This window comes from Janthinobacterium sp. GW458P, assembly GCF_002127585.1.
Lineage (GTDB): Bacteria > Pseudomonadota > Gammaproteobacteria > Burkholderiales > Burkholderiaceae_D > Janthinobacterium.
Window position 1 is genome coordinate 86,679 of record NZ_NEGZ01000010.1, and the last position, 25,288, is coordinate 111,966.

Consider the following 25,288-nt stretch of genomic DNA (forward strand, 5'->3'; position numbering starts at 1 on the left):
ATTTGGACTCTGACCCGCCGGGTCAGCCCCCAGGTGAAGCAGCAATTAATCGTCGTCGCTTGGATCCAAATCAGGAAACATGACGTCCGTATAGCCGAATTGCGTAAAATCAACAATACGCATCGGATACAGGATGCCGTGCAAATGGTCCACCTCATGCTGCACCACGCGCGCATGGAAACCGTCGCAGTCGCGGCTGATGGACTGGCCGAACTGGTCCACGCCTTCATAGTGCAGCTCGCTCCAGCGCGGCACGCTGCCGCGCAGGCCCGGCACGGACAGGCAGCCTTCAAAGCCCTCTTCCTTGCGTTCCGACAAGGGCGTCAGCACAGGATTGATCAGCACGGTTTCCGGCACTTGCGGCGCGTCGGGATAGCGCAGATTCTGCTTGAAGCCATAGATCACCAGCTGCAGGTTGACGCCGATCTGCGGCGCCGCCAGGCCCGCGCCGTTGGCGGCGTGCATGGTGTCGAACATGTCGGCGATCAGCGCGTGCAATTCGGGCGTGTCGAACTCGCGCACGGGTTCGGCCATGCGCAGCAGGCGCGGATCGCCCATCTTGAGAATGTCGCGTACGGTCATTTTGCGTCCAGCACAGATTGCAGTTGTTGCAGATAATCACGAAAGGCAGCGCCCGTTTCCGGATGCTTCATGCCCATCGCCGTCGTCGCCTTCAGGTAACCGAGCTTGGAGCCGCAGTCGTAGCGCTGTCCCTTGTAGCGGTAGGCCAGCACGCGCTCTTCGCGCATCAGGGCGGCGATGCCGTCCGTCAACTGGATTTCGCCGCCGGCGCCCGTGCCCAGGTTTTCCAGATGCGCAAAGATACGGCTGCTCAGCACATAGCGGCCCACCACGGCCAGGGTCGACGGCGCCATTTCCGGCGCCGGTTTTTCCACGATGGCCGAGACCAGCTCCAGGTCAGGCTGATAATGCTGGGCGCTGACGATGCCGTATTGCTTGGTTTCCGCGCGCGGCACGTCCTGCACCGCCAGCAGCGAGCAATTCTCGTACTGGAAGACGTCGGTCATCTGCGCCAGCACGGGACGCGCGCCCTCTTCCACATCCATGAAGTCGTCGGCCAGCAGCACGGCGAACGGCTCGTCGCCGATCACGGGGCGGGCGCACAGCACGGCGTGGCCCAGGCCCAGCGGTGCGGACTGGCGGATGTAGATGCAATTGATGTGCTTGGGGATGACGTTCTGCACCATTTCCAGCAACTGGCGCTTGCCGGCCGCCTCCAGTTCCGTTTCCAGCTCATAGGCCGTGTCGAAATGGTCCTCGATAGCGCGCTTGTTGCGGCCCGTGATGAAGATCATTTCCGTGATCCCCGCCGCCACGGCCTCTTCCACCGCGTACTGGATCAATGGCTTGTCGACGATGGGCAGCATTTCCTTCGGTTGCGCCTTGGTGGCGGGCAAGAAACGACTGCCCAGGCCGGCGACGGGAAAGACTGCTTTTTTGATTTTTTTCATGGGTCTATCTGTCATATTTTAATGATTAGTCTTGCGCGAGCAAGGCCAGCAAACCAGCCTCGTCGAGTATGGCCACGCCCAGTTCCTGGGCCTTGAGCAACTTGCTGCCGGCGTCCGATCCTGCCACCACATAGCCCGTCTTCTTCGACACGGAACCGCTGACCTTGCCGCCGGCCGCCTCGATCAGCTCCGCGGCCTCGTCGCGGCTCATATTGGGCAAGGTGCCCGTCAGGACAAAGGTCTTGCCGTCCAGTTTGCCGCCAGATGCTGGCTGTTCCGGCAATTGTGACAGTAATTCATTGCGCAGGGCGTCCAGTTGAGCAAGCAGCTTGACATTGCTCTCATCGGCCAGCCATTGGGCCAGCGATTCAGCCACGGCGGCGGGCAAGCCCGCGTGGAAACTGGCGCCTTGCGCCGCCAGGCTGGCCAGGGTCACGCCCCGCTCCACCAGCTGCTTGCTGCGCGGCTCCGTCAGCTTAGGGATGCCGATGGCCGCCAGCAGCCTGGTTTGCTCCAGCTGCGTGCGCAGCTTGGCGCTGGGCGCATGTTCGCCCTGCGGCGTGACGCCGGCATCCAGCAAGGCTTGCAGCGCCTGCTGATTCTTTGCCTCGGCAAAGAAATCGGCAATCGATTCCGCGACGGTGCCGCCGATGTCGGGCAGCACGCGCAGCAAGGCCGCCGGCGCCCGGCGCACATAGTCCAGGCTGCCGAGCCACTCGGCCAGGGTCTTGGCCGTCGACTCGCCCACGTGGCGGATGCCCAGCGCGAACAGGAAACGCTCGAGCGGCGGACGCTTGCTGGCCTCGATGCCTGCCAGCAGGTTTTCCGCCCACTTGGTGGGAATCTTGCCTTGTTGCACTGTTTCCGGCGTGGAACCATCGCGCTCGTCGGCGCGCAGCTTCATTTCCAGCAGTTTGTCCAGGGTCAAGCCGTACAGGTCGGCCAGGCCATGCACGTATTCGAGTTCGACCAGGGTATCGATATAACGTTCCCCCAATCCCTCGATATCCATCATGCGGCGGCCCGCGAAGTGGCGGAACGCTTCCTTGCGCTGGGCCGAGCAGAACAGGCCGCCGGAGCAGCGGGCGATGGCCTCGCCCTCTTCGCGCACCACGTGCGAGCCGCACACGGGACAGCTTTCCAGCATCCTGAACGGCAACGGGGCCGGTTCAGGGCGCTTATCCAGCACCACGGACAGCACTTCGGGAATCACATCGCCGGCGCGGCGCACGACGACGGTGTCGCCCACGCGCACATCCTTGCGCAGCACTTCATCCTCATTGTGCAAGGTGGCGTTGGTCACCGTCACGCCGCCGACGGACACGGGCGCCAGGCGCGCCACGGGCGTCATGGCGCCCGTGCGGCCCACCTGGATGTCGATGCCCAGCACCACGGTCAGCGCCTCTTCGGCGGGAAACTTGTGCGCCAGCGCAAAACGCGGTGCGCGCGAGACAAAACCCAGTTGCTGCTGGTCTTGCGTCGCATTGACTTTATAGACGACGCCGTCGATTTCATACGGCAAGGCCGGACGGCGCGCGCCGATATCGGCATAGTAGGCCAGCAAGCCCTGCGCGCCCTGCACCACCTTGCGCTCCTTCGACACGGGGATGCCCAAGGTCTCGTACCAGTCCAGCAAGGCCGAATGCGACACCGGCATGGCGGCGCCGTCGAGGGCGCCGATGCCATACGCATAGAAGCGCAGCTTGCGCTGCGCCGTAATGCGCGAATCGAGCTGGCGCAGGCTGCCGGCCGCCGCATTGCGGGGATTGGCGAATTCTTTCTGGCCAGCATCACGCTGGCGCTGGTTCAGGCGGGCAAAGTCGGCCTTGAACATCATCACTTCGCCGCGCACGTCCAGCAGCGCCGGCACATGCTTGCCGTGCAGGCGCAAAGGGATGCCGGCAATGGTACGGATATTTGCCGTCACGTCCTCGCCCGTGGCGCCGTCGCCGCGCGTGGCCGCCTGCATGAACAGGCCGTGTTCATAGCGCAGGTTGATGGCCAGGCCGTCGAATTTCACTTCGGCCGCATAAGCGACCTCTTCCCCGTCCAGTTCCAGGCCCTCGCGCACGCGGCGGTCGAAGTTGACGATATCGTCGTCGGTGAAACCATTGTTGAGCGACAACATCGGCACCGCGTGCGTGACTTGCTCGAATTGCGGCAGCGGCGCCGCGCCCACGCGCAAGGTGGGCGAATCCGGTTGCAGCAACTCGGGATGGGCCGCTTCCAGCGCCTGCAGCTCGGCAAACAGCTTGTCGTACTCGGCGTCGGGGATGGTGGGATTGTCGAGCACGTGGTAGGCGTGCAGATGCCGGTTCAGCTCGGCAGTGAGTGCCAGGACGCGCGCTTGCGCATCCTGGTTGGTCGGATCAGTCATTATTGCGGGATTCTTCAGCTAAATAAACGCAGCGCGCGGGTGGAACCGGCCGGAATGTCGGCCGCGTCCATTTCCTGGTAAAACTCTTGCACCTGGCCGGCGATCTCGGCCAGCGCCGCATCCGACAGGGCCTGGTTGTAGTCGTCGACGATGGTCGCGTCCAGGCGGCCCACCAGCGCGCGGGCGCAGGCCACCATGGCGCCAAAACCGTCGCGCGCGGGGGCCACACAAGGCACGTCCAGCAGCAAGGTCAAGCGGGGCGTCGTTTCCTCGGCCAGGGTAACGTTCGTCGACAGCGAGAACAGATGGCCGCCGTCGCCGTCCGGCATGACGAAGCGGCCGTCGGGACGCACGTCGAAGCCTTGTTTCTCCAGTGCAACGAGCAAGGTGGAAATGGCCCACGGCGCGCCGTTCGTGTGCAGGTTCACACCCAGCTGGGCGTCGTGGCCGGCGACGAAGCGGTGCAGATTGCGCGCTTCGGCCATCACTTCCATCATGTCGGGCACTTCCGGCTCGGCGCCGATGTCGTCGGCCACGCCGCGCAAGCGCGTGACCAGTTCCGAGTACTCGAGTTCATTCAAGGCCGTGCTGCGGCTGGCCAGCTGCACGCCCCCCTGCATCCTGGTGTAGACACCGCCATGCGTGATCGGTTCCCAGTCGCCATTCACGTGCAAGCCGATGAAGTGCACGGGCTTGTTGCCCACCAGGCGCAGGGTTTGCAATACGGGCAGGATCTTGTCGCCGCGCACGGGCGCTTCCAGCGACAAAGGCAACAGGCAATCGATCAGCGGGTCGACCAGGCTGGTCGCCTGCTCGCTGGCCGCGCTCACTTCTTGCACGGGTTCGGCAGCAGGCGCCACGGCGGGCGCAGGAGCCGGCTCGGCAGCGCCGGCCAGCGACGGCTCCGCATGCACGGGAGCATCGGGCACGGCGGTGGCCGGCGGCGCGCCGAACGACGGTTCCGCCTTGGCGGCGGGCGCCGCGTCGAAGCGCGGTTCCTGGCGCAAGACAGGTTCCTGGACATCCGCCACGGGGGCGTCGCCATCGCGCATCAGCACGTCATCATGGTCGGTGGAAAATGCGCGCTCCACGCTTTTCTTGGCCTTGTATTCCTGCCATTTGTTGTAGGAGAAAACACCGACGATAAACACGCCGCCGGCGCCGAACAAGGTAATTTGGAGATCTGTCATGCTGCTTGTGCCTCGGTAGCAAAATTTGCGGCGGACTCCATGTCCACCGCCACGATGCGCGATACGCCCTGCTCCTGCATCGTCACACCGATCAATTGATGGGCCATTTCCATCGCAATCTTGTTATGCGAAATGAAAAGGAATTGGGTCTGGTCGGACATGCGCTTGACCATGCGGCAGAAGCGTTCCGTGTTCGAATCGTCCAGCGGTGCATCGACTTCGTCGAGCAGGCAGAACGGCGCCGGATTCAGGCGGAACATGGAAAACACCAATGCCGTCGCGGTCAGCGCCTTCTCTCCACCGGACAACAGGTGGATGGTTGCATTTTTCTTGCCAGGCGGCTGCGCCATGACTTGTACACCGGAATCGAGAATCTCGTCGCCCGTCATGGTCAAGCGGGCCTGGCCGCCGCCGAACAAAATGGGGAACAGCTCGGAAAAGTGGTGGTTGACCTTGTCGAACGTGTCTTGCAGCAAGTCGCGCGTTTCCTTGTCGATCTTGTGGATCGCGTCTTCCAGCGTATTGATCGCTTCCGTCAGGTCGGCATTCTGGGCGTCGAGGAAATTCTTGCGCTCGGACGCCTGCGCCAGCTCGTCCAGCGCGGCCAGGTTGACGGCGCCCAGCGCCGTGATGGCGTTGGTCAGGCGCGTCACTTCGCCCTGCAGATACGATGGCCGCATGTCCGGGTGCAATTTTTCCGTCAGGACAGCCTCGTCGGCGCCCGACTCCAGCAATTGCTGGGCGAACTGCTCCTGGTTCAGGCGCGCGGCTTGCTCCTTGAGCTGCATTTCCATGATCTTGTCGCGCTGCGGCTGCAGGCTGCGTTCCGACTGCGTGCGCGCGTCTTCGGACAACCGCAGCTGCTGCGTGATCTGGTCCAGCTCATGGCGCGCATCGGCCAGCGCCCGTTCCTGCGTGGTGCGGCGCTCGAGCAGATCCTGCAGGCCGTCGGCGGCCGCGCCGCTTTCCAGGCTGGCCAGTTCCTGCTGGCCCGCTTCCAGGCTTTCCGTCACCTGCCGGGCCTGCGTACTGGCCGTGGCGATATTACGGCGCAATTCCTCGATCTTCGCGCGGTGGGCTTTTTCCGCGTATTCCGTATCCTTGGCGGCCCGCTCCAGGTCGCGCAAGGCTTCGCGCGCCTCGGCCAGACGCTGTTCCTTCTGCAGGAAATCCGTGTGGCCGTCTTCGTGCGCTTCCTGCAGGTTGCCCAGTTCCATGTCCAGCTGTTCGAATTTCTCTTCCGATTCGGCCTTGATCTGCTGCTGCTCGGCTTCCTGCGCGGCAATTTCCGCCAGGTCGGCGCCGATCTGCGTGCTGCGCTGGTTGAAGCGCGCTTCCACTTCCGACAGTTTCACCACGTCCAGTTGCAGAGTATGCACGGAAGACGTCAGCTGCTGTATGCGCAAGCGCAAGTCCGACAGGTTGCGCGTCAAATTCGCCACCGCCGCGTCGGCCCGCACGGAACGGGCGCGCGCCTCTTCGGCCAGCAATTGCTGGGCGCGCAGCTGCTTGCCGATATTGTCGATTTCCTGCTGGCGGCCCAGCATGCCCTCCTGCTCCGAATCGGCCGCATAGAAGCGCACGCTGGTGGCCGTGACCACATGGCCCGCGCGCGTGACGAAATAGCCGCCCGGCGGCAATTTACTGCGCTCGGCCAGCGCCTCGACCGCGTCTTCCACGGCATAGGCGTTGTACAGCCAGTCCTGCAGCAAGCCGCGCAAGCCCGGATCGTTGAGTTTAAGCAAATTCAGGAAAGGCTTCAGGCCCGCCACTTCCGGCACGGGCAGCGGCGCCACGGTGGACGGCGCATACAGGGCCAGCTTGGCCGGCGGCGCGTCCGCAAAGAAAGCCTTGGCCCAGTCGATGTTCGACAGTTGCAGGGCCGACGTGCGCTCGCGCAGGATCGATTCCATGGCCGCTTCCCAGCCCGCCTCGATCTGCAGCTTTTGCCACAGGCGGGGCAAGGTGTCGAGCTCGTGCTTTTTCAGCCAGGGCTGGACCTTGCCCTGGGTCTGCACGCGTTCCTGCAATTGTTTCAAAGCGGAAAGACGCGCTTCCAGCTGGGCGTTGGCGGCCGTTTCGGCATTGACCTGCGCCTGCGCCTCGGCCCGCTCCTGCTCCAGCTTCGGCTGCTGCTCCAGCGCTTCTTCCAGATAAAAACCCTGTTCTTCCAGCGCCTGCTGCTTTTCTTCCAGCTGCAATTTCAGGTTTTCCAGGTGGCTGCTGTCCGGCAGGCTCAGGCTGTTCTTTTCCTGCTGCAGGCGCTCGCGGCGCGTCAACAGGCTGGCCAGGATGTTGGAGGCATTGCGCTGGTGTGCCGATTCCAGTTCCAGCTGCTGCTGGGCTTGCATAATCCTGGCCCGCGATTCCGTGCTCCTGTTTTGCGCGGCGCGCCAGGCGGCGTCCAGCTCGGGCAATTGCTCGCCCTTCTGTTCGGCCATCATTTGCGATTGCTCAACCTTGGCGGCCAGCTCTTCAAGGTGGAATTCCGCCTCCTCGATCTGTTCCTGGTATTCGCCGCCCTGGCGGCTCCACTGGTCGCGCTGGGCCGTCAGGGTGGCCAGCTGGGCCTGCAGGCGCGCACGCGATTCGATGACGAACTTGATCTGCGCTTCCAGGCTGCCGATTTCCGCATTCGTCTGATACAGATGGCCTTGCGCCGTATGCAGGCGGTCGCCCACGGCAAAGTGCGCCTGGCGCATCTGCTCGAGGGTCAGCTCCACGTTGCGCAGCTTGGCCGTCTGTTCTTCCAGGTCCGTCTGCGCCTGTTCCACTTCGCGGAAATAGCGCGTCTGCTCGTTTTGCGCCTCGTTCTTGCGCAACAGCCACAGCAGTTTCTGCTTTTCTTCCTGGTCCGCCTGCAAGGCGTGGAAACGCGTGGCAACAGCGGCCTGCGCTTCCAGTTTTTCCAGGTTGGCATTGAGTTCGCGCAAGATATCTTCCACGCGCAGCAGGTTTTCGCGCGTGTCCTGCAAGCGGTTTTCCGTCTCGCGGCGGCGTTCCTTGTATTTCGACACGCCGGCTGCTTCTTCGAGGAAGACGCGCAATTCTTCGGGGCGCGATTCGATGATGCGCGAAATCATGCCCTGGCCGATGATGGCGTAGGCGCGCGGACCGAGGCCCGTGCCGAGGAAGATGTCCTGGATGTCGCGCCGGCGCACGGGCTGGCCGTTGATGTAATAGGTGGAGGTGCCGTCGCGCGTCAGCGTGCGCTTGACGGCGATCTCGGCGTACTGGCCCCACTGGCCGGACGCCTTGCCGTCGTTGTTGTCGAACACCAGTTCCACGGAAGCGCGTCCGGCGGGCTTGCGGTGCGTGGAGCCGTTGAAAATGACGTCCTGCATCGATTCGCCGCGCAATTCCGACGCTTTCGATTCGCCCAGCACCCAGCGCACGGCGTCGATGATGTTCGACTTGCCGCAGCCGTTAGGTCCGACCACGCCCACGAGCTGGCCTGGCACCTGGAAATTGGTGGGATCGACAAAAGACTTAAATCCCGACAACTTGATGGAAGAGAGACGCACGTGTTTTAGAGTTCCTGGCCTATGCTGGCCGTTGAGACGGGTGAACCCGGTTCATATTCAGTTGATGGTCACCGTGGTCACCATTGCGACGGCAGCCTGGCCGCTCGCCACGAAAAAGTGGTTCATCATACCATTTCCTGATGCTTTTCTGGCCAAAAAACAGCAGTGTCAGGCGCCAGCCGGCAGCGCTTCACCGGGCTGGCCGGCCATCCTGCGCCAGTTTCCAGTCGGCGCGGGAAAAAACACGCTCGTGGCCGGACAGCACCATGGCCAGTTTCTGCAGCCATCGCTCGGTCGGCATGGGCTCGGCCTTGAAGCTGAGCACCACCATCAGCGCCAGGCTGGCCAGCGCCAGCGCGTGGCTGACGGCGATATTGACGGCGCCGCGGGCATGCCACATGAAGCCCAGCGCCACCGCCAGGCCCAGCACACAGCCGCTGGCGGCTTCCGACACGCTGTGCGCATGCACGACCACGCGGGAAATGGCCACCAGCACGGCAAAGGCCACGCCGACGAGCACGCCGGCATGGCGCCAGCGGCCATCGGCCCGCTGCAGCAGGACGTACATCAGGACGGGAAACACGGCGCCGGCGCGCATGGCATGGCCGCTGAAGCCGGTGAAGTCGAGCGTGCTGCTGCCCACGCCCCAGCTCATGAAGGCGAGCTTCGACAGCACCACGAGGGCCAGGCCGCCGCCGTACCACAGGCTCCAGCTGAGCACCAGCTTCCACTGGCGCGACACCAGCAGCCACACGGCGATCGCCACCCCCGCCGGCCCCATGACGGCCATATCGGCCGCAAAAGAAATCCCATTCCACCAAGTCATCGTGCCTGCACTTATTTCATGATCAGCGTGCACTATGCCACGACTGGCCCCGCTTGCGCCCGGGTTTTCGTCAACGACGGGCAAGAATTACATTCCATTACAATTTTCATCTTTGAAATTGCCGCATGAAAACATTCTCGCGGCAGCCGCACGGGCGGCGCGTCAGATATTCGTCAGGCGCTTGCCCTTGGGCGGCGCAAAATCGCGGATCGAGGCGATCAGGCCCACCTCCAGCGCCTGGTCGGCCGTCAGGTGCAGGTCGGAATACGCGTGCACCTGCCACTGCTCGTCCGTCAGGCTGACGTGGCCGCGCAGGATGCGCTCCGTGCGCATGTCGTCGGCGCGCAAGCCTTCGACGATGATGCTCAGGGCATCGGGACGCGAACCGGGCGAGGCCGTGGCATGCGATTTGTGCACCATGAAGCGGGCCGTGTCGCTGGCGTGGCGCTGGCGCCCCGCCAGGAACAGGGTCACGGCGATGGAGGCCACGGCGCCCGCGTTATAGGTAATGATGTCGAGCGGCAACTTGCTGAGAAAATTGTACAGGCAGATGCCGTCGCTGACATAACCGCCGTTCGACTGGATCAAAATGTGCGCGGTGGTGAGCTTGTCTTCCGAGATGTCGGCGGCGGCATTGAAGACGCGCCGCACCATATCGCTGTTGACGTCGCCGGAGAGGGTGAAGTACCCATGCTGCTCGGTGTTGTTTTGCGTCTCGCTTTGTGTAGTATTCATGGCAGGCACCCGCAAGAAAGCCAGGATTTCATCATAGCGCATTCCTGCGCGGCCGGGCGCCCTTTTGCAGCGGAACAGCCCCCTTGCCAGCCCCGCAAACCGGGGCTTTTGCTGCAATTTGGCAACGTCTTTACAGATTGACAGAAACACCCTGCTGGCATATATTCCCTCCACTTGATCGGGAGAGGGCAATCCAGCGTTGCCGCCGAAGGGGCACTACCCAAAAACTCTCAGGCAAAAGGACCGATCAGGCGGACTGAAGCTGTTGCTTTGGCGACATGTTTCAGCTCAACTCTGGAGAGCGGCCGCGGCTTTACGCCGGCGGCCCACCGAAGGGGCGCACGGGGCAAGCCCCCGTAATCTCTCAGGTACAAAGGACAGGGGGGTCAGTGATCACGCCGGAAAGCCGTGTTGGGCTCTGTGTGTTCTGTTAACTTCCCCTTTACCTTCGTCCCGAGGATTCCATGACGCTCAAAGCGACCCCACTCAACAACGCCCACCGTGCCCTCGGCGCCCGCATGGTCGATTTCGGCGGCTGGGACATGCCCGTCAACTATGGCTCGCAAATCGAAGAGCACCACGCCGTGCGCGGCGACGCCGGCATGTTCGACGTGTCCCATATGTGCGTGGTCGATATCGAAGGCCCGAACGTGCGCGCCTTTTTGCGCGGCTTGCTGGCCAACAACGTTGACAAGCTGCAAGTGTCGGGCAAGGCGCTGTACTCGTGCATGTTGAATGCCGAAGGTACCGTCATCGATGACCTGATCGTCTACTTCTTCAACGAAAACTGGTTCCGCCTCGTCGTCAACGCGGGCACGGCTGAAAAAGACGTGGCCTGGATGCAGCAGCAAAATACAGCCGCCAACAGCGGCTTGACGATTACCGAGCGCCGCAGTGCCAACGATCCGATGGCCCTGGTGGCCGTGCAAGGCCCGAACGCGCGCGCCAAGGTGTGGCAAGTGCTGCCGGAAACACAAGCCGCGTCCGAAGCCATCAAGCCGTTCAACGTCGTCATCGTCAAGGACACGGCCTTCGGCGAAGTCATGCTGGCGCGCACCGGCTACACGGGCGAAGACGGTTTTGAAATCGGCGTATCGGCCACCCGGGTGGAAGCGCTGTGGAACGCCCTGATCGCCGCCGGTGTCAAGCCGGCCGGCCTGGGCGCGCGCGACACCCTGCGCCTGGAAGCGGGCATGAACCTGTACGGACAGGACATGGACGAGACCGTCAACCCGCTCGACGCGGGCCTGGCATGGACCATCGACCTGGTCAGCGAGCGCGACTTCATCGGCAAGGCCGCCCTGCTGGCGAAAGGCCAGAACGCGCAATTCGTCGGCCTGATCCTGCGCGAAAAAGGCGGCGTGCTGCGCGCCCATCAAAAAGTCATCATCGCCGGCAGCGACGCCACGGGCGAAATCACCAGCGGCACCTTCAGCCCGACCATGCAGGAAGCGATTGCCCTGGCGCGCGTGCCCAACGGCGTGGCAGTGGGCGACACCGTGCACGTGGAAATCCGCGGCAAGCAGCTGGCCGCTTCCGTCGTCAAGCTGCCTTTCGTGCGTAACGGTAAAATCCTGGCTGCGTAAGGTTTTATAGAGCCGCCCGCAAGACCGTACAACTATAATCAATAACGAACACTTACCATCTGGAGCCACACATGAACATTCCTGCAGACCTGAAGTACACCGCTTCCCACGAATGGGTACGCCTTGAAGGCGACGGCACCGTCACCGTCGGCATCACCGAGTACGCGCAGGACGCCCTGGGCGACATCGTCTTCGTCGAACTGCCAACCGTGGGCAACAGCTACGGCGCCGGCGACGACGCCGCCGTGGTGGAATCGGTCAAGGCCGCCAGTGACATCTACGCGCCGATCGCCGGCGAAATCGTGGCCGTCAACGACGCCGTGGTCAACTCGCCCGAGTCGATCAATGCCGACGCCTACGCCAACTGGCTGTTCAAGATCAAGCCAGCAGACGTGTCGGCCCTGGACGGCTTGCTCGACGCTGCCGCCTATGGCGCCACCACCAGCGCCTGATCGCGTTTGACTCACGGGCCGCAATTGCGGCCCGTTTGCATTTAATTTTGTAGCTATAACCCGCCGCCGCGCCCGCGCGCCGCATCCCGGTTTTTCAGTCTTTTTTGGCCTCTATATCATGACCCGCACCAGCCTGACCCAACTCGAAGCACGCGATGCCTTCATCGCCCGCCACATCGGCCCTTCCGCCACCGAACAGCAAGCCATGCTGGCGACCCTCGGCTATCCATCGCGCGCCGCGCTGATCGACGCCCTGGTGCCAAGCAACATCCGCAACAAGGGCGCCCTGCCCCTGGGCGCGTATTCGCAGCCGATGCCGGAACAGGAAGCGCTGTCGCGCCTGAAAGCCATCGCCGGCAAGAACCAGGTGCTCAAATCCCTGATCGGCCAAGGCTACTACAATACGTTTACCCCTGGTGTCGTTTTGCGCAACATCTTTGAAAATCCCGCCTGGTACACGGCGTACACGCCTTACCAGCCTGAGATTTCGCAAGGCCGCCTGGAAGCAATCCTGAACTTCCAGCAAGTGATCACCGACCTGACCGGCATGGGCATCTCGAACGCCTCGATGCTGGACGAAGGCACGGCCGCCGCCGAAGCGATGACCCTGATCCAGCGCGTGGGCAAGTCGAAGTCGAACGTGCTGTACGTCGCCAATGACGTGCTGCCGCAAACGCTGGAAGTGGTGCAGACGCGCGCCCAGCCGATCGGCATCGAAGTGCGCACCTTCGATCCGGCTGAAATCGAGTCGCTGGACGCCTGCTTCGGCGTGCTGCTGCAATACCCTGGCGTCAACGGTGTCGTGCGTGACTACCGCGCCGGCGTGGAAAAACTGCACGCGAATGGCGCCATGGTCATCGTCGCGGCCGATTTGCTGGCCCTGACCATGCTCACGCCGCCGGGCGAATGGGGCGCCGACGTCGTCGTCGGCAACAGCCAGCGCTTCGGCGTGCCGCTTGGTTTCGGCGGCCCGCACGCAGGCTACCTGTCCACGCGCGATGAATTCAAGCGCAATATGTCGGGCCGCCTGGTGGGCGTGACCGTCGATGCGCAGGGCAACAAGGCCTATCGCCTGGCCCTGCAAACGCGCGAACAGCATATCCGCCGCGAAAAAGCGACGTCGAACATCTGCACGGCGCAAGTGCTGCTGGCCGTGATGGCCTCGATGTACGCCGTCTATCACGGCCCTGCCGGCCTGCTGCAGATCGCCCAGCGCGTGCACCGCTTTACGGGCGTGCTGGCGGCCAACCTGAAGACCCTGGGCCACAAGGTCGTCAACGCCAGCTACTTCGACACCCTGACCGTCAACGTCGGCGATGCGGAAAAACTGCACGCGGCGGCCCTGAAGCACGGCGTCAACCTGCGCAAGATCGACGCCACCCACGTCGGCGTGTCGCTCGACGAAACCACCACGCGCGACGATATCGCGCTGCTGTGGAGCGTCTTCGCCGACGGCGTCGCCAACGCGCCTGCCGCGCCGGACCTCGATGCCGTTGAAGCAAATGTGACCAGCGCGCTGCCGGCCAACCTGGCGCGCGAGAGCGCCTACCTGACCCACCCCGTCTTCAACAGCTACCACTCGGAACACGAAATGCTGCGCTACCTGCGCAGCCTGGCCGACAAGGACCTGGCGCTGGACCGCACCATGATCCCGCTCGGCTCGTGCACCATGAAGCTGAACGCGACGAGCGAAATGATTCCCGTCACCTGGCCGGAATTTTCGAACATCCACCCGTTCGCACCTAGCGCGCAAACGGTCGGCTACCGCGAGATGATTTCGCAGCTGGAAGAGATGCTGTGCGCGCTGACAGGCTACGCGGCCGTCTCGCTGCAGCCGAACGCCGGCTCGCAGGGCGAATACGCGGGCCTGCTGGTGATCAAGGCGTATCACGAGTCGCGCGGCGAAGGCCACCGCAACATCTGTCTGATTCCCTCGTCGGCGCACGGCACCAATCCCGCATCGGCCAACATGGTCGGCATGCAGGTGGTCGTCACCAGCTGCGACGCCAACGGCAACGTGGACCTGGCCGACCTGAAGGCGAAAGCGGAAAAGCACAGCGCCAACCTGGCTTGCGTGATGGTCACCTACCCGTCCACCCACGGCGTGTTTGAAGAAGGCATCCAGGAACTGTGCGAGATCATCCACTCGCACGGCGGCCAGGTCTACATCGACGGCGCCAACATGAATGCGCTGGTCGGCGTGGCCGCTCCCGGCAGTTTTGGGGGCGACGTGTCGCACCTGAACCTGCATAAAACCTTCTGCATCCCGCACGGCGGCGGCGGACCGGGCGTGGGCCCGATCGGCGTGGGCGCCCACCTGGCGAAATTCCTGCCGAACCAGCGCTCGTCGGGCTACCAGCGCGACGCGGCGGGCATCGGCGCCGTCAGCGCCGCGCCATTCGGCTCGGCCAGCATCCTGCCGATTTCGTGGATGTACATCGCCATGATGGGCGCGGAAGGCTTGACGGCGGCGACCGAGACGGCGATCCTGGCGGCGAACTACATCGCGCGCCGCCTGGCGCCGCACTACCCGGTGCTGTACTCGGGCCACGACGGCCTGGTCGCGCACGAGTGCATCCTGGACCTGCGCCCGATCACGGACGCCACCGGCATCAGCAACGAAGACGTGGCCAAGCGTTTGATGGACTTCGGCTTCCATGCGCCGACCATGAGCTTCCCCGTGCCGGGCACCCTGATGATCGAGCCGACGGAAAGCGAATCGAAAGCGGAGATCGACCGCTTCATCGACGCCATGATCGCTATCCGCGCGGAAATCGCCAAGGTCGCCAGCGGCGAATTCGACCACGACGACAACCCGTTGAAGAACGCGCCGCACACGGCACAGGTATTGATGTCGGACAACTGGGAACGCAAGTACAGCCGCGAAATCGCCGCCTACCCCGTCGCTTCCCTGCGCCAGCGCAAGTACTGGCCGCCGGTCGGCCGCGCCGACAACGTGTACGGCGACCGCAACCTGTTCTGCGGCTGCGCACCGATCAGTTCGTACGAAGAGGAATGACGCCAGACCAAACCTACTGCGCGTGGCGCTTTGCGGCCGGCGATGCTCACCGGCTCGGCGCCCCCGTATAGAGTACGGTTGCGCTTCTTGGCCACAAGGGGGCGCCGAGCCCCACTGACGCTCGCTACGGTTTTGTCAGGTATCGAAACTCAGCAATCTAGAAATAAAATCCCGGCAAAAGCCGGGAGTATTAAATTAAAACAGAACGGCAGGCCGCAAGGTCTGCCGTTTTTTTGTGCGCGCGCTACAGCGCCAGCAGAACGGCGCCCGGCAAGCCCAGCACGGTACCCAGTATCGTCAGGCACACGACGTCGCGCCGCTCGCAGCGGCTGCGGTGCGAACTCCAGGCGGCAAACAGCAGCGCCACAGCCACGCCGCTGAGCGAGATTCCCACTTCCGTCATGTCCGCTCTCCTCGCGGATGCGGCGCACCCGTCATTGTCACGTCTCTCATCATTGTCATCCTTTGCCTTTATCGCGGTAGCTACCTATCGGTAGGTAGCCAGTGTACAATAAAAAAGACGGCGGTGTCCATGCCGCGTCTTTTGACGATATGAAGGAAATGCAATGCAGCAGCAAACCACCCTCCCCGCCGCCAGTCTCGCTCTGGCGGCGTCCCTGGCCCTGGTGGCCGTGCTCGGTCCGGCCGGCATCGACATGTACCTCGCCTCGATGCCCGCCATGGCGCGCGAGCTGCACACCTCGTATGCAAATGTGCAGCTGAGCCTGACCGTCTTCCTGCTGGCCCTGGGCGGCGGGCAGCTGCTGTTCGGCCCGCTGACGGACATGCTGGGCCGGCGCCGCCCGCTGTTGGCCGGCATCGCCGTCTACATCGCGGCGGCCGTGTGGGCGTCGCAGGCGGAACAATTACACACCCTGCTGCTGGCGCGCACGGCGCAGGGCCTGGGCGCGGCGCTGACCCTGGTCGTGGTGATGAGCATGGTGCGCGACGTGGCCGATGGCGTGCAGGCGGCGCGGCTGTTTGCCCTGTTGATGACCATCGTGGGGCTGGCACCCGTGCTGGCGCCCGCCGTGGGCGGCTTGCTTGACGCGCATTACGGCTGGCGCGCCGTGATGCTGGCCCTGGCCGCGCTGGGCGCCTTGACCCTGCTCAATAGCGCGCTGTTCCTGGCGGAGACCCTGCCCAGCGCCAAGCGGGTCTCGCCGCGCGGCATGCACCGCGCGTATGCGCGCATCGCGCTCGACCGCGCCTTCCTGCTGCCCGCACTGGCCCTGGCGGCCAGCTTTTTCTTCCTGTTCGCCTACATCGGCGGGGCCTCGCTCGTGTACCAGCGCGATTTCGGCCTGTCCGCCGGCAGTTTCGGCCTCGTCTTCGGCGCCACGGGCGTGGCCGTGCTGCTGGGCGCGATGGCCAGCGGGCGCCTCGTAAGCCGCCATGGCGTGGCGCGCCTGAGCGCGGCGGGCAGCCTGGCCATGCTGGGCGGCGCGGCACTGGCCCTGCTGGGCGCCTGGGCGGGCGCCGGCATCGCCGCCGCCGTGCCCGGTATGTTCGTGGCCCTGTTTGGCCTGGGCATGGCGGAAGCGGCACTGATGGCCATGGCCATGGGCTCGCAGCAGCGCGCGCTCGGTTCCACGGCGGCATTGCTGGGCGCCATACAGATGAGCTTGTCATCGCTGGCCACGCCGCTGGCGGCCAGCCTATCCGAGTCGGGGCCGCTGCCGTGGCTGCTGTTCTTGACCGCGGCCGGCCTGCTGGTATCATGGCTGACCCTGGCCACTGCGCGCATCCATCCGGTCCATGCCAGCAGCCTGGGAGCGCACTGACGCCTCACCCACTCTCACCCCAATGATGAAAAAACGCTCGGCTTCGGCCGATAACATCTGCGCCGTCGCCGTCGTGCACTTTTCGGAACACGGCTACGACGCTTCGTCCCTCAGCGACATCGCCGCGCAGGCGGGCATGCGCAAGGCGTCGCTGTATTCGCACTTCGCCGGCAAGGACGCCCTGTTTCTGGACGTGTTTGCCGACGCCTTGGCCGAAGAGCAAGCCTTCATGGATGCCTGCTTCGCCGACGAGACGGCGCTGGCGGCGCCCGGCGGCCAGCTGGCCGGTTCCCTGTACTGCGACCGCATGGCGCAGCGCTATGCCGACTCGGCCCATTTGCGCTTTTTGCTGCGCACGGCGTATTTGCCGCCCGCCCCCCTGCGCGTGGAAGTGGGCACGGGTTACGAAGCCTTGCTGGCGCAATTGCAGCGGCATTACGTGGCCAGCCTGGGCCGCTGCGCGCCCGCCCTGCCGCCGCAGCGCGTCGACCTGTATGCGCAAGCCTACCTGGGCATCGTCGACAGCCTGCACGTGGAGCTGATCTACGCGGGCGGCGCGGCGCTGCAGCAGCGCCATGCGGCCCTGTGGCACATCCTGTCTGATTCGCTGGCGATGGCGGCGTAATCGGCCTGATGCGGTATAGGCTGCAGCCACTCGCTGAACGGCGAACAGGTCTGACACGAGCCGCTATTGACTCGTCGGAAGCAGCGCTTTGAACCGTCCGATAGAGTACGACTTGCTGCCGGATCTTTCGCCTGCGACGTTCCGCCTGCGCCCCGGAGCGGACCTTGACCACTATTGCGTATCATCACGTATATGCCACGATTTTGTCTGAGGCGCATACGTTAGCATCGGGTTTTGCTCGCAATTTTCAGGAGAGATGTCCGCAGGAAGTTCTAAAGTCTCAGCCAAGTTTTCGACGAATGAAAGGACTTGCACATGCCGCAAGATCCCAGTAACTTCCTTCGGTGAGATATCGAGTTCTAACTGCCCGGGTATACAGAAGTGGCAGCAGATTACAACCGGGCCATCCAACAGAATCGATAACAAATGCGAACCTTCACGATTCTCCAGAACGCAGCGCGATCCTTGAAATGGCAGCGCAGTCCCATCAACGCTGTACGTGCATTCGTATTGCTTGAGCAGTAGGTCGAAGCGATCCCAGTGGACAGCGTCGGTATTCTGCACGTAGACGTCTCGAAGCGATCCATCTTGTTCCCATAGTCCTGCGATATCATCGCAGACTGGTCTCATGCTGCTGGTTTGTGGACTGGAGGGTAATTATTTTTGCATATCGGCTCTTGGCACCCTGGAATCACTCTGTAGATGCCATTGGGGCTTCGCGGAGTATGAACCTGCTCGCCATCTGGTTCCAGCTAGCAGCCCGCCCTTGAAGAAATAATAGCTGTCCATACTCATCCATATTTGACTCCCGGTCAGTCAAGCGTAGCCATTTTTCATAGAATACGTCAAAATCTTCCTGAGTCATTTGAGGTAAAAACCTATCGGAATAATCGAAGAGCACAAGGAACTCAGTATTAGACAGCAACGATATTGAGCGCAATGGTTCAATGCCGAGCAAACCCATCAGCAACGCCAATTCGTCGTCACTGGCGAGCGTAAGCGAGAAAAGCCCGGCACGGGCCGCCGCCGTCAATGCTTCAATCGACAAAGACGCTATAGCACTTGGTTCGTCTGACGATGCGAATATATAGCTTTGAATTCTCGCCTCCACTAAAATTGAGATGATATCTACGTTCAGAAGTCCGCCCTCTCCGGGCCGGCTGCCGTCATCGGTAGATTCCGCCCCGAAGCGCGAAATCCCTTTTCCGTCTATCGAGTAAGCGCTTTTGTTCTGTCGTCATTCCAATTTCCAATATATTACACAACTCGCGTTGATGCTCTTCCCCGAAGGGCCGCTTGTGGCCAGAGCGTATAAGCAGTTCAGCAGTGTCTAGTGCACTCGTGGCCCGTTAAACATCCAGGAGCATCATCACAGCCGACAATGCTAGCAACTGAAAAAAAGCGAGAAACAAAGCTCGCGGTATCGGCGGCATGAACTTCCATTGCAAGCTCTTTGTCGGTGAAATCAAAGCAGACCTATTGCTTCCCACGCAATAAAATAATGCCGATAGAGCCAAGGAAAAAATCCTTACATTAGCCGCTACAACTTCAGGAGCAAAGGCGCAGCCAAAGAAAATTGACGCGAAAAAAAATAAAGAAATGCGGGAAATTTTCTGTCCCAACTGAAGTTGCATTTGAGATTCCATAGTTTTTATCATTGATTTTAGTTACTCAAGTTTCGCTTCAAACGACTGCTCCTGGCCGCTTGCCATCGTTGGCAGGTCACGCCCTATGATGTTGAAAAACTCAGGTACGTAGACCATTAGATCAATATCCTGCCAGCCCAGCCCAGCCTGGCCTGTACCGCCGCCGGTGAACGATCACCGGCAGCCTGGCGGTCGGAGGCCTCTGGAAATCATTGCCGCTCGACTGTTTCAACACTATGGGCCGAAAGACGTCGGTTGCTGCCAATAGTGCTTGCCGTAAAACAGGCATCCACGGGATTCTACGCATGCGGAGCAGCAGCATCGCGGAAACTGGCAGGGAGCGAGAAGCTTTTGGCGAGGCGCGCTAGGCCAAAAATGGGTCAGGCATAGGCGTGCAGCACTAAAAAGCCGGCAAGCGGAACGACGGCAAACAGCACAACAACGCCAAGGCATCCTGATCTGGAGCCAGATCTGGAACCTGCAGGAGAAATACCGCCTTCACGCTCTCGTGGCGCCCTGCCATGCAGCCATTTAAGATGACAGGGCTGACAGAAGTAGGTGGTCTTGTTGTTGCGCCAGGCTTCGATGGTTCGATCGTTGTGGCGAGCAACCGTACCGCAACGCGCACATTCAAAATGGGTTTCTTTGGGCAGTTTTCTTGAAAAGTGCTTGCCGGCCAAGAACATGACAACAAGTCCGGCTATTACTGCCCCAAAAATCAATTCCATAGACATGTGGTTTTCTGTAATGCATAGCGTTTACCGTGGCTGTTTCCAGTCAACTAACATAGCCGAGCATAACGGATTGCCAAGCAGAAAGAATCACACATTGTCACAGCAAGGGGAATGGCCGCTCCGGCCCTCCCCGCACCGCGCATCAACCTTTCTTATTCGACATCTGTCGTTCGTATTTACCCACAGCCACATTACACTTTGGAAACCTAAGATTTCTTCAGTTGACACTGTTGCAGCACGTGCATAAGATGCCCCCATTATTCATTTACGGAGTCCCACGTGGGTACTTGTTCTAGTGACAGTAGCCGATCTTGTATCGGCGATTGCCTCGGCAGCTAAACAGCAAGCAACGCGGAACTCTCTTTCCTCCGTGCCTTGCTGAGCAAGGTGCGGTGTCTCGCGCGGCCAGTCCGGCTGCGCGCCTCTCCCCCCTCTTTCCGATCGCGACCGGCTACTGACCCGGATTGCCCGCCAGCACGATTGTGTCTTGGCGGCACGCAAGTCTTGCCTGCGGCTGCGCCGCCCGTCAACACCTCGTCGTGAAAGGAAGAGCAATGAATCTCTTCACCCGCTTATTCGAATCGTTCCTGCGCAAGCGCCATACGGCCGGCAACTTCCGCCGCCGCGCCATGCCGCTGGAAAACAGCACAGCCCGGCCTGTGCCCGACCACCTGGCGCGCCAGCTGCTGGCTGCCGCCCATGAAGACCTGGACAGCGCACTGAACCGCCTGCACACGCGCCTGGAAGGCTTGCGCGATGCCGAAGCGCAAGTGATCGGCGCGCAAACGGGGCCGAACGAGGTCGAGCACGAAAAACCGCTGGCCTGGTACCAGCACCTGTGGCTGTGCTACAAGAATCCGTTCAACCTGCTGCTCACCATGCTGGCCATCGTGTCCTACCTGACGGAAGACCCGAAGGCCACCATCGTCATCGGCACCATGGTGATTTTGTCGACCCTGCTGCGCTTCGTGCAGGAAGGCCGCTCGAACCGCGCCGCCGAACGCCTGAAAGCCATGGTCAGCAACACGGCCACCGTGCTGCGCAATGGCCAGCAGGCCGAATTGCCGATCCGGCAATTGGTGCAGGGCGACATCATCGTGCTGTCGGCCGGCGACATGATCCCCGCCGATTGCCGTCTGTTGTCCGCCAAAGACCTGTTCGTCAGCCAGGCCGCCATGACGGGTGAATCCTTGCCCGTGGAAAAAATGGCCGAACTGGCCGACGCCCATGGCAAAGACCCGATGGAGCTGGCCAATCTGCTGTTCATGGGCACCAACGTAATCTCGGGCGCGGCCACGGCGCTGGTCCTGGCCACGGGCAACCGCACCTACTTCGGCACCATCGCCACGCGCGTGACGGCCACCGAGCGCACGCCGACGGCGTTCGAGGCGGGCGTCAACAGCGTCAGCTGGCTCCTGATCCGTTTCGCCCTCGTGATGGCGCCGCTGGTGTTCCTCATCAATGGCTGGACCAAGGGCGACTGGATGGAAGCGTTCCTGTTCGCCCTGTCCGTCGCCGTGGGACTGACGCCGGAAATGCTGCCCATGATCGTCACCAGCACCCTGGCCAAGGGCGCCGTGAAACTGTCGAAAAAGAAAGTCGTCGTGAAACGCCTGGACGCCATCCAGAACTTCGGCGCCATGGACGTGCTGTGCACGGACAAGACGGGCACCTTGACGCAGGACAAGATCGTGCTGGAACGCCATACGGACGTGTTCGGCCAGCAATCCGATGAAGTGCTGCAATTCGCCTACCTGAACAGCCACTACCAGACGGGCCTGAAAAACCTGCTGGACCGCGCCGTGCTCGACCATGTGGAATTGCAGACGGAAATGCAGCTGGCCCGCGATTACGTGAAGGTCGATGAAATCCCGTTTGATTTCGTGCGCCGCCGCATGTCCGTCGTTGTTTCCGAAAAGAATGACCACCATGAACTGATCTGCAAGGGCGCCGTCGAGGAAATCCTCGCCGCCTGCAGCCAGCTGCGCCTGAACGGCGTCAACGTGCCGCTCGACGCCGCCCTGCTGGACAAGGTGCTGGAAACCACGCACGGCCTCAACGCGGAGGGGCTGAGAGTGGTGGCCGTGGCCGTCAAGGAAGTGCCGCCGCACAAAACCGTGTATGGCGTGGCCGATGAAACGGCGCTGACCCTGATCGGCTATGTGGCGTTTCTTGATCCGCCGAAGGAATCGACGGCGCCCGCCCTGCGCGCGCTGGCGGAACACGGCGTCACCGTGAAAGTATTGACGGGGGACAACCACCTGGTGACGGCGAAGATTTGCCGCGAAGTGGGCCTGGCCGTGCATGGCGTGCTGCAAGGCCCGCAGCTGGACGACATGGATGACGCCACCCTGGCCAGGGCGGCGGAAGACAATACCGTGTTTGCCAAGCTCAGCCCGCTGCACAAGGAGCGCCTGGTGCGCGCCCTGCGCGGCAATGGCCATATCGTCGGCTTCATGGGCGACGGCATCAACGACGCGCCCGCCCTGCGCGCGGCCGACATCGGCATTTCCGTCGATTCGGCCGTCGACATCGCCAAGGAAGCGGCCGACATCATCCTGCTGGAAAAAAGCCTGATGGTGCTGGAAGAAGGCGTGCTGGAGGGCCGGCGCACCTTCAGCAACATGCTCAAATACATCCGCATGACGGCCAGCTCGAACTTCGGCAATGTATTTTCCGTGCTGGTGGCCAGCGCCTTTTTGCCGTTCCTGCCCATGCTGCCGCTGCACTTGCTGGTGCAAAACCTGCTGTATGACGTGTCGCAGATCGCCATTCCGTTCGATAACGTCGACGCCGAGCTGATCCAGCAGCCGCTGAGCTGGAACCCGCGCGACATCGGCCGCTTCATGGTGTTTTTCGGCCCCATCAGCTCGATCTTCGACATCAGCACGTTTATCCTGATGTGGCGTGTGTTCGGCGCGAATACGCCTGAGCAGCAGACCCTGTTCCAGTCCGGCTGGTTCGTCGTGGGCTTGCTGACGCAGACGCTGATCGTGCACCTGATCCGCACGCCAAGGCTGCCCTTCATCGACAGCATCGCTTCCGTGCCCCTGCTGGTGGCGACCACCGCCATCATGGCCGTGGGCGTGTTCCTGCCGATGGGTCCGTTTGCCACCTACTTCAAGCTGCAAGCCTTGCCGTTGGGATATTTCCCCTGGCTGCTGGGCATCCTCGTCTGCTACACCGTGCTGACGACGTTCATGAAACGCGTGTATCTGCGCAAATTCGGCTGGCAATAGTATGATGAAACGCTCTTTCCCCTACAAAAGGCACGCATGAGCGGCTCCCATCTTTCCAAACGTCATCTCGCCCTGCTGCTGTCGGCCCTCGTCTTTCCCGGCAGCGGGCATTTTGTCTTGCGGCGCAAGGCCCGCGGCTGCCTCTTCCTCGTGCCGGCCCTGGTCGCGCTGGCGATCGTATTGCGCCAGATCATGGCACGATTGGACCAGGTAATGGCACAGATCGACAGCGGCGCCCTGCCCCTGGACGTGCAGCTGATCATGGAAAAAGTGGAGGCGCTCTCCGCCAATGACGGCCCCGCCATGACAGTGGCCGTTTGTGTGCTGGCGGCGTGCTGGATCGGCAGCCTGATCGACACCTTGCTGATCCAGCCATGACGGCGGAAGCGCAGGCGCGCAAACTGCGCAAGGAAGCGAAGATGCAGGCGCGCCGCGCCCAGCTGGCGCTCAAGCGACAGGACCATGGCGGGCCGCTGGCCTGGCGCGGCTGGTTCGACGGTTCCGCCCACCCGAACCCTGGCAAGCTGGGCATAGGCGCACTGCTGCTGGGGCCGAACGGCGAGCGCATCGAAGTGAGCGAGGCGGCCGGCCATGGCAGCAGCAGCGACGCGGAATACGCGGCCCTGACGGCCGTGCTGCAGGCGGCACTCAAGGTGCGCCCGCCGCCCGTGCAACTGCTGCTGTTCGGCGACAGCCAGGTAGTGATCAATGACGTGCTGGGTACGACGCCGGTCGGCGCCAAGGGACTGGAAGTACAAAGGGCCACCGTCGTGGCCCTGCTGGAACAATTCACGGATGTGAGCTTGCGCTGGCTGCCGCGCCACAGGAATGGCGAGGCGGACCGGCTGTCGCAGCTGGCGATTGATCGGGAGTCAGACCCGCCGGGGGCATGCGCCCCAATGGGGCACATGCCGATCACGAAATGACTGACCCCAGCGGTTACGGGTAAGCAACGAGGTAAGCAACTTAAGCGGCGGCGCGGCCGATCCGCAAGGCTTCTTGCGGCTCTTTCGCCACCGCACGTTGCTTGCCCTTCAAGCCGCTGACGCTGGCCTGCTGGCCCGTCAATTTGAATACGCTGACCACTTGCGCCAGGTTGTGCGCCTGGTGCTGCATCGATTCGGCGGCCGCCGCCGATTCTTCCACCAGCGCCGCATTTTGTTGCGTCACGGCATCCATCTGGCCGATGGCGCGGTTGATCTCGTCGATGCCCACGCTTTGCACACGCTGACCACTTGCGCCAGGTTGTGCGCCTGGTGCTGCATCGATTCGGCGGCCGCCGCCGATTCTTCCACCAGCGCCGCATTTTGTTGCGTCACGGCATCCATCTGGCCGATGGCGCGGTTGATCTCGTCGATGCCCACGCTTTGCTCGCTGCTGGCGGCCGTGATTTCCGTGATGATGTCGGTGACGCGCTGCACGCTGGCGACGATGTCATTCATGGTCGAACCGGCCTGCGCCACCAGCATGCTGCCCGCGTTGACTTGCTCCACGGACGCGCCGATCAGGGTCTTGATCTCTTTCGCCGCCGACGCCGAGCGCTGCGCCAGGTTGCGCACTTCCGACGCCACGACGGCAAAGCCGCGGCCCTGCTCGCCGGCACGGGCCGCTTCCACGGCCGCGTTCAGGGCCAGGATGTTCGTCTGGAAGGCGATGCCGTCGATGACGGAAATGATGTCGACGATCTTGTTCGACGAGGCATTGATCGATTCCATCGTGCCCACCACCTGCGCCACCACTGCGCCGCCCTTGACGGCCACTTGCGCCGCCGAGGCCGCCAACTGGTTGGCCTGGCGCGCATTGTCCGCGTTCTGTTTCACGGTGGAAGTGAGCTCTTCCATCGACGACGCCGTTTCCTCCAGGGAACCGGCCTGCTCTTCCGTGCGGGAAGACAGGTCCTGGTTGCCGGCGGCAATCTGCGTCGACGAGGTGGCGATGCTGTCCGTGCCGCTGCGCACTTCGCCCACGATGTTGAGCAGGCTCGCGTTCATGTCCTTCAGGGCCAGCAGAAGTTGCCCGGTTTCATCCTTGGCGCTGGCGTCGATCTGCGCCGTCAGGTCGCCGTCGGCCACCTTGCGG

At 62.6% G+C, this 25,288-nt stretch carries 22 protein-coding genes and 2 riboswitches; of the genes, 9 read left to right on the forward strand and 13 right to left on the reverse strand.

Annotation, left to right across the window (positions count from 1 at the left end):
- Positions 1 to 45: 45 nt before the first annotated feature.
- The 7 genes from def to CBW50_RS09185 all read right to left on the reverse strand — a co-directional run bounded on the left by def (position 46) and on the right by CBW50_RS09185 (position 10,124).
- Positions 46 to 582, reverse strand: a complete 537-nt coding sequence (gene def / locus CBW50_RS09155) for a peptide deformylase (protein ID WP_086145240.1) — start codon at positions 580 to 582, stop codon at positions 46 to 48.
- Entirely contained in the window at positions 579 to 1,472 is an 894-nt protein-coding gene (gene galU / locus CBW50_RS09160) for a UTP--glucose-1-phosphate uridylyltransferase GalU (RefSeq protein ID WP_086145241.1), read from the reverse strand. The genes def and galU overlap by 4 nt, the downstream gene beginning before the upstream one ends.
- Before the next feature lie 25 nt (positions 1,473 to 1,497).
- Positions 1,498 to 3,849 (reverse strand): NAD-dependent DNA ligase LigA, encoded by a 2,352-nt coding sequence (gene ligA / locus CBW50_RS09165; protein ID WP_086145242.1) that lies wholly within the window; start codon positions 3,847 to 3,849, stop codon positions 1,498 to 1,500.
- A gap of 14 nt (positions 3,850 to 3,863) precedes the next feature.
- A complete protein-coding gene (locus CBW50_RS09170) occupies positions 3,864 to 5,039 on the reverse strand; it encodes a cell division protein ZipA C-terminal FtsZ-binding domain-containing protein (protein ID WP_086145243.1) in 1,176 nt (391 codons plus the stop codon).
- On the reverse strand, positions 5,036 to 8,563 hold the full coding sequence (gene smc, locus CBW50_RS09175) for a chromosome segregation protein SMC (protein ID WP_086145244.1): 3,528 nt from the start codon (positions 8,561 to 8,563) through the stop codon (positions 5,036 to 5,038). The genes CBW50_RS09170 and smc overlap by 4 nt, the downstream gene beginning before the upstream one ends.
- Positions 8,564 to 8,753: 190 nt before the next feature.
- Entirely contained in the window at positions 8,754 to 9,389 is a 636-nt protein-coding gene (locus tag CBW50_RS09180) for a phosphatase PAP2 family protein (protein WP_226935578.1), read from the reverse strand.
- 162 nt (positions 9,390 to 9,551) lie between these two features.
- Positions 9,552 to 10,124 (reverse strand): ATP-dependent Clp protease proteolytic subunit, encoded by a 573-nt coding sequence (locus tag CBW50_RS09185; protein ID WP_226935576.1) that lies wholly within the window; start codon positions 10,122 to 10,124, stop codon positions 9,552 to 9,554.
- A gap of 169 nt (positions 10,125 to 10,293) precedes the next feature.
- A riboswitch (glycine riboswitch) is annotated at positions 10,294 to 10,380 on the forward strand.
- 28 nt (positions 10,381 to 10,408) lie between these two features.
- Positions 10,409 to 10,515, forward strand: a riboswitch (glycine riboswitch).
- Between the two features lie 73 nt (positions 10,516 to 10,588).
- Here CBW50_RS09185 and gcvT point away from each other — a divergent pair.
- The 3 genes from gcvT (at position 10,589) to gcvP (ending at position 15,181) form a co-directional block, all read left to right on the forward strand.
- Complete coding sequence (gene gcvT / locus CBW50_RS09190; RefSeq protein ID WP_086145247.1) at positions 10,589 to 11,710, forward strand: glycine cleavage system aminomethyltransferase GcvT; 1,122 nt, start codon at positions 10,589 to 10,591, stop codon at positions 11,708 to 11,710.
- A gap of 71 nt (positions 11,711 to 11,781) precedes the next feature.
- The gene (gcvH, locus tag CBW50_RS09195; protein WP_086145248.1) at positions 11,782 to 12,162 is read left to right on the forward strand and encodes a glycine cleavage system protein GcvH; all 381 of its coding nucleotides are present in this window, start codon (positions 11,782 to 11,784) and stop codon (positions 12,160 to 12,162) included.
- A gap of 118 nt (positions 12,163 to 12,280) precedes the next feature.
- Positions 12,281 to 15,181 (forward strand): aminomethyl-transferring glycine dehydrogenase, encoded by a 2,901-nt coding sequence (gcvP, locus tag CBW50_RS09200; RefSeq protein ID WP_086145249.1) that lies wholly within the window; start codon positions 12,281 to 12,283, stop codon positions 15,179 to 15,181.
- Between the two features lie 244 nt (positions 15,182 to 15,425).
- On the opposite strand, the gene CBW50_RS29315 is transcribed toward gcvP, so the two are convergent.
- Positions 15,426 to 15,584 (reverse strand): hypothetical protein, encoded by a 159-nt coding sequence (locus tag CBW50_RS29315; protein WP_157792492.1) that lies wholly within the window; start codon positions 15,582 to 15,584, stop codon positions 15,426 to 15,428.
- Positions 15,585 to 15,747: 163 nt separating this feature from the next.
- Here CBW50_RS29315 and CBW50_RS09205 point away from each other — a divergent pair, with 163 nt between their 5' ends.
- Positions 15,748 to 16,965 (forward strand): Bcr/CflA family efflux MFS transporter, encoded by a 1,218-nt coding sequence (locus CBW50_RS09205; protein ID WP_086145250.1) that lies wholly within the window; start codon positions 15,748 to 15,750, stop codon positions 16,963 to 16,965.
- A gap of 22 nt (positions 16,966 to 16,987) precedes the next feature.
- Positions 16,988 to 17,590 (forward strand): TetR/AcrR family transcriptional regulator, encoded by a 603-nt coding sequence (locus CBW50_RS09210; protein WP_086145251.1) that lies wholly within the window; start codon positions 16,988 to 16,990, stop codon positions 17,588 to 17,590.
- A gap of 691 nt (positions 17,591 to 18,281) precedes the next feature.
- On the opposite strand, the gene CBW50_RS09215 is transcribed toward CBW50_RS09210, so the two are convergent.
- Both CBW50_RS09215 and CBW50_RS09220 read right to left on the reverse strand, forming a co-directional pair.
- Complete coding sequence (locus CBW50_RS09215) at positions 18,282 to 18,638, reverse strand: hypothetical protein (protein ID WP_139842452.1); 357 nt, start codon at positions 18,636 to 18,638, stop codon at positions 18,282 to 18,284.
- Positions 18,639 to 18,939: 301 nt separating this feature from the next.
- On the reverse strand, positions 18,940 to 19,224 hold the full coding sequence (locus CBW50_RS09220) for a hypothetical protein (RefSeq protein WP_086145253.1): 285 nt from the start codon (positions 19,222 to 19,224) through the stop codon (positions 18,940 to 18,942).
- A 136-nt stretch (positions 19,225 to 19,360) separates the two neighbouring features.
- Here CBW50_RS09220 and CBW50_RS30315 point away from each other — a divergent pair, with 136 nt between their 5' ends.
- A complete protein-coding gene (locus CBW50_RS30315) occupies positions 19,361 to 19,504 on the forward strand; it encodes an EspF repeat-containing protein (protein WP_367301823.1) in 144 nt (47 codons plus the stop codon).
- A gap of 112 nt (positions 19,505 to 19,616) precedes the next feature.
- On the opposite strand, the gene CBW50_RS28755 is transcribed toward CBW50_RS30315, so the two are convergent.
- On the reverse strand, positions 19,617 to 19,970 hold the full coding sequence (locus tag CBW50_RS28755) for a hypothetical protein (protein ID WP_139842453.1): 354 nt from the start codon (positions 19,968 to 19,970) through the stop codon (positions 19,617 to 19,619).
- A 554-nt stretch (positions 19,971 to 20,524) separates the two neighbouring features.
- On the opposite strand from CBW50_RS28755, the gene mgtA reads away from it, so the two are divergent.
- Genes mgtA through CBW50_RS09235 form a run of 3 tightly spaced genes read left to right on the forward strand, consistent with a single transcriptional unit; the run spans position 20,525 to position 24,135 of the window.
- Positions 20,525 to 23,209, forward strand: coding sequence for a magnesium-translocating P-type ATPase (gene mgtA, locus CBW50_RS09225; protein ID WP_086145254.1), 2,685 nt, complete (start codon positions 20,525 to 20,527; stop codon positions 23,207 to 23,209).
- 36 nt (positions 23,210 to 23,245) lie between these two features.
- Complete coding sequence (locus tag CBW50_RS09230) at positions 23,246 to 23,587, forward strand: DUF6677 family protein (protein ID WP_086145255.1); 342 nt, start codon at positions 23,246 to 23,248, stop codon at positions 23,585 to 23,587.
- Positions 23,584 to 24,135, forward strand: coding sequence for a ribonuclease HI family protein (locus CBW50_RS09235; RefSeq protein ID WP_086145256.1), 552 nt, complete (start codon positions 23,584 to 23,586; stop codon positions 24,133 to 24,135). Before CBW50_RS09230 ends, CBW50_RS09235 begins: the two co-directional genes overlap by 4 nt.
- A gap of 40 nt (positions 24,136 to 24,175) precedes the next feature.
- On the opposite strand, the gene CBW50_RS30170 is transcribed toward CBW50_RS09235, so the two are convergent.
- Entirely contained in the window at positions 24,176 to 24,424 is a 249-nt protein-coding gene (locus CBW50_RS30170) for a hypothetical protein (RefSeq protein ID WP_172404719.1), read from the reverse strand.
- Positions 24,376 to 25,288: methyl-accepting chemotaxis protein (locus CBW50_RS09245; RefSeq protein WP_253251915.1), on the reverse strand; the 913-nt coding region annotated here is incomplete at its 5' end. The genes CBW50_RS30170 and CBW50_RS09245, both read right to left, overlap by 49 nt.

Bases quoted from the DNA above. Each gene is read 5' to 3' on its own strand.
- gcvH (WP_086145248.1), top strand. From the start codon at position 11,782: ATGAACATTCCTGCAGACCTGAAGTACACCGCTTCCCACGAATGGGTA.
- mgtA (WP_086145254.1), top strand. From the start codon at position 20,525: ATGAATCTCTTCACCCGCTTATTCGAATCGTTCCTGCGCAAGCGCCAT.
- CBW50_RS09235 (WP_086145256.1), top strand. From the start codon at position 23,584: ATGACGGCGGAAGCGCAGGCGCGCAAACTGCGCAAGGAAGCGAAGATG.
- CBW50_RS09170 (WP_086145243.1), bottom strand. From the start codon at position 5,039: ATGACAGATCTCCAAATTACCTTGTTCGGCGCCGGCGGCGTGTTTATC.
- CBW50_RS09210 (WP_086145251.1), top strand. From the start codon at position 16,988: ATGATGAAAAAACGCTCGGCTTCGGCCGATAACATCTGCGCCGTCGCC.
- gcvT (WP_086145247.1), top strand. From the start codon at position 10,589: ATGACGCTCAAAGCGACCCCACTCAACAACGCCCACCGTGCCCTCGGC.
- CBW50_RS09220 (WP_086145253.1), bottom strand. From the start codon at position 19,224: ATGCAACTTCAGTTGGGACAGAAAATTTCCCGCATTTCTTTATTTTTT.
- CBW50_RS29315 (WP_157792492.1), bottom strand. From the start codon at position 15,584: ATGACGGAAGTGGGAATCTCGCTCAGCGGCGTGGCTGTGGCGCTGCTG.
- CBW50_RS09205 (WP_086145250.1), top strand. From the start codon at position 15,748: ATGCAGCAGCAAACCACCCTCCCCGCCGCCAGTCTCGCTCTGGCGGCG.
- gcvP (WP_086145249.1), top strand. From the start codon at position 12,281: ATGACCCGCACCAGCCTGACCCAACTCGAAGCACGCGATGCCTTCATC.
- galU (WP_086145241.1), bottom strand. From the start codon at position 1,472: ATGAAAAAAATCAAAAAAGCAGTCTTTCCCGTCGCCGGCCTGGGCAGT.
- CBW50_RS09185 (WP_226935576.1), bottom strand. From the start codon at position 10,124: ATGAATACTACACAAAGCGAGACGCAAAACAACACCGAGCAGCATGGG.
- CBW50_RS09180 (WP_226935578.1), bottom strand. From the start codon at position 9,389: ATGACTTGGTGGAATGGGATTTCTTTTGCGGCCGATATGGCCGTCATG.
- CBW50_RS28755 (WP_139842453.1), bottom strand. From the start codon at position 19,970: ATGTCTATGGAATTGATTTTTGGGGCAGTAATAGCCGGACTTGTTGTC.
- ligA (WP_086145242.1), bottom strand. From the start codon at position 3,849: ATGACTGATCCGACCAACCAGGATGCGCAAGCGCGCGTCCTGGCACTC.
- def (WP_086145240.1), bottom strand. From the start codon at position 582: ATGACCGTACGCGACATTCTCAAGATGGGCGATCCGCGCCTGCTGCGC.
- CBW50_RS09230 (WP_086145255.1), top strand. From the start codon at position 23,246: ATGAGCGGCTCCCATCTTTCCAAACGTCATCTCGCCCTGCTGCTGTCG.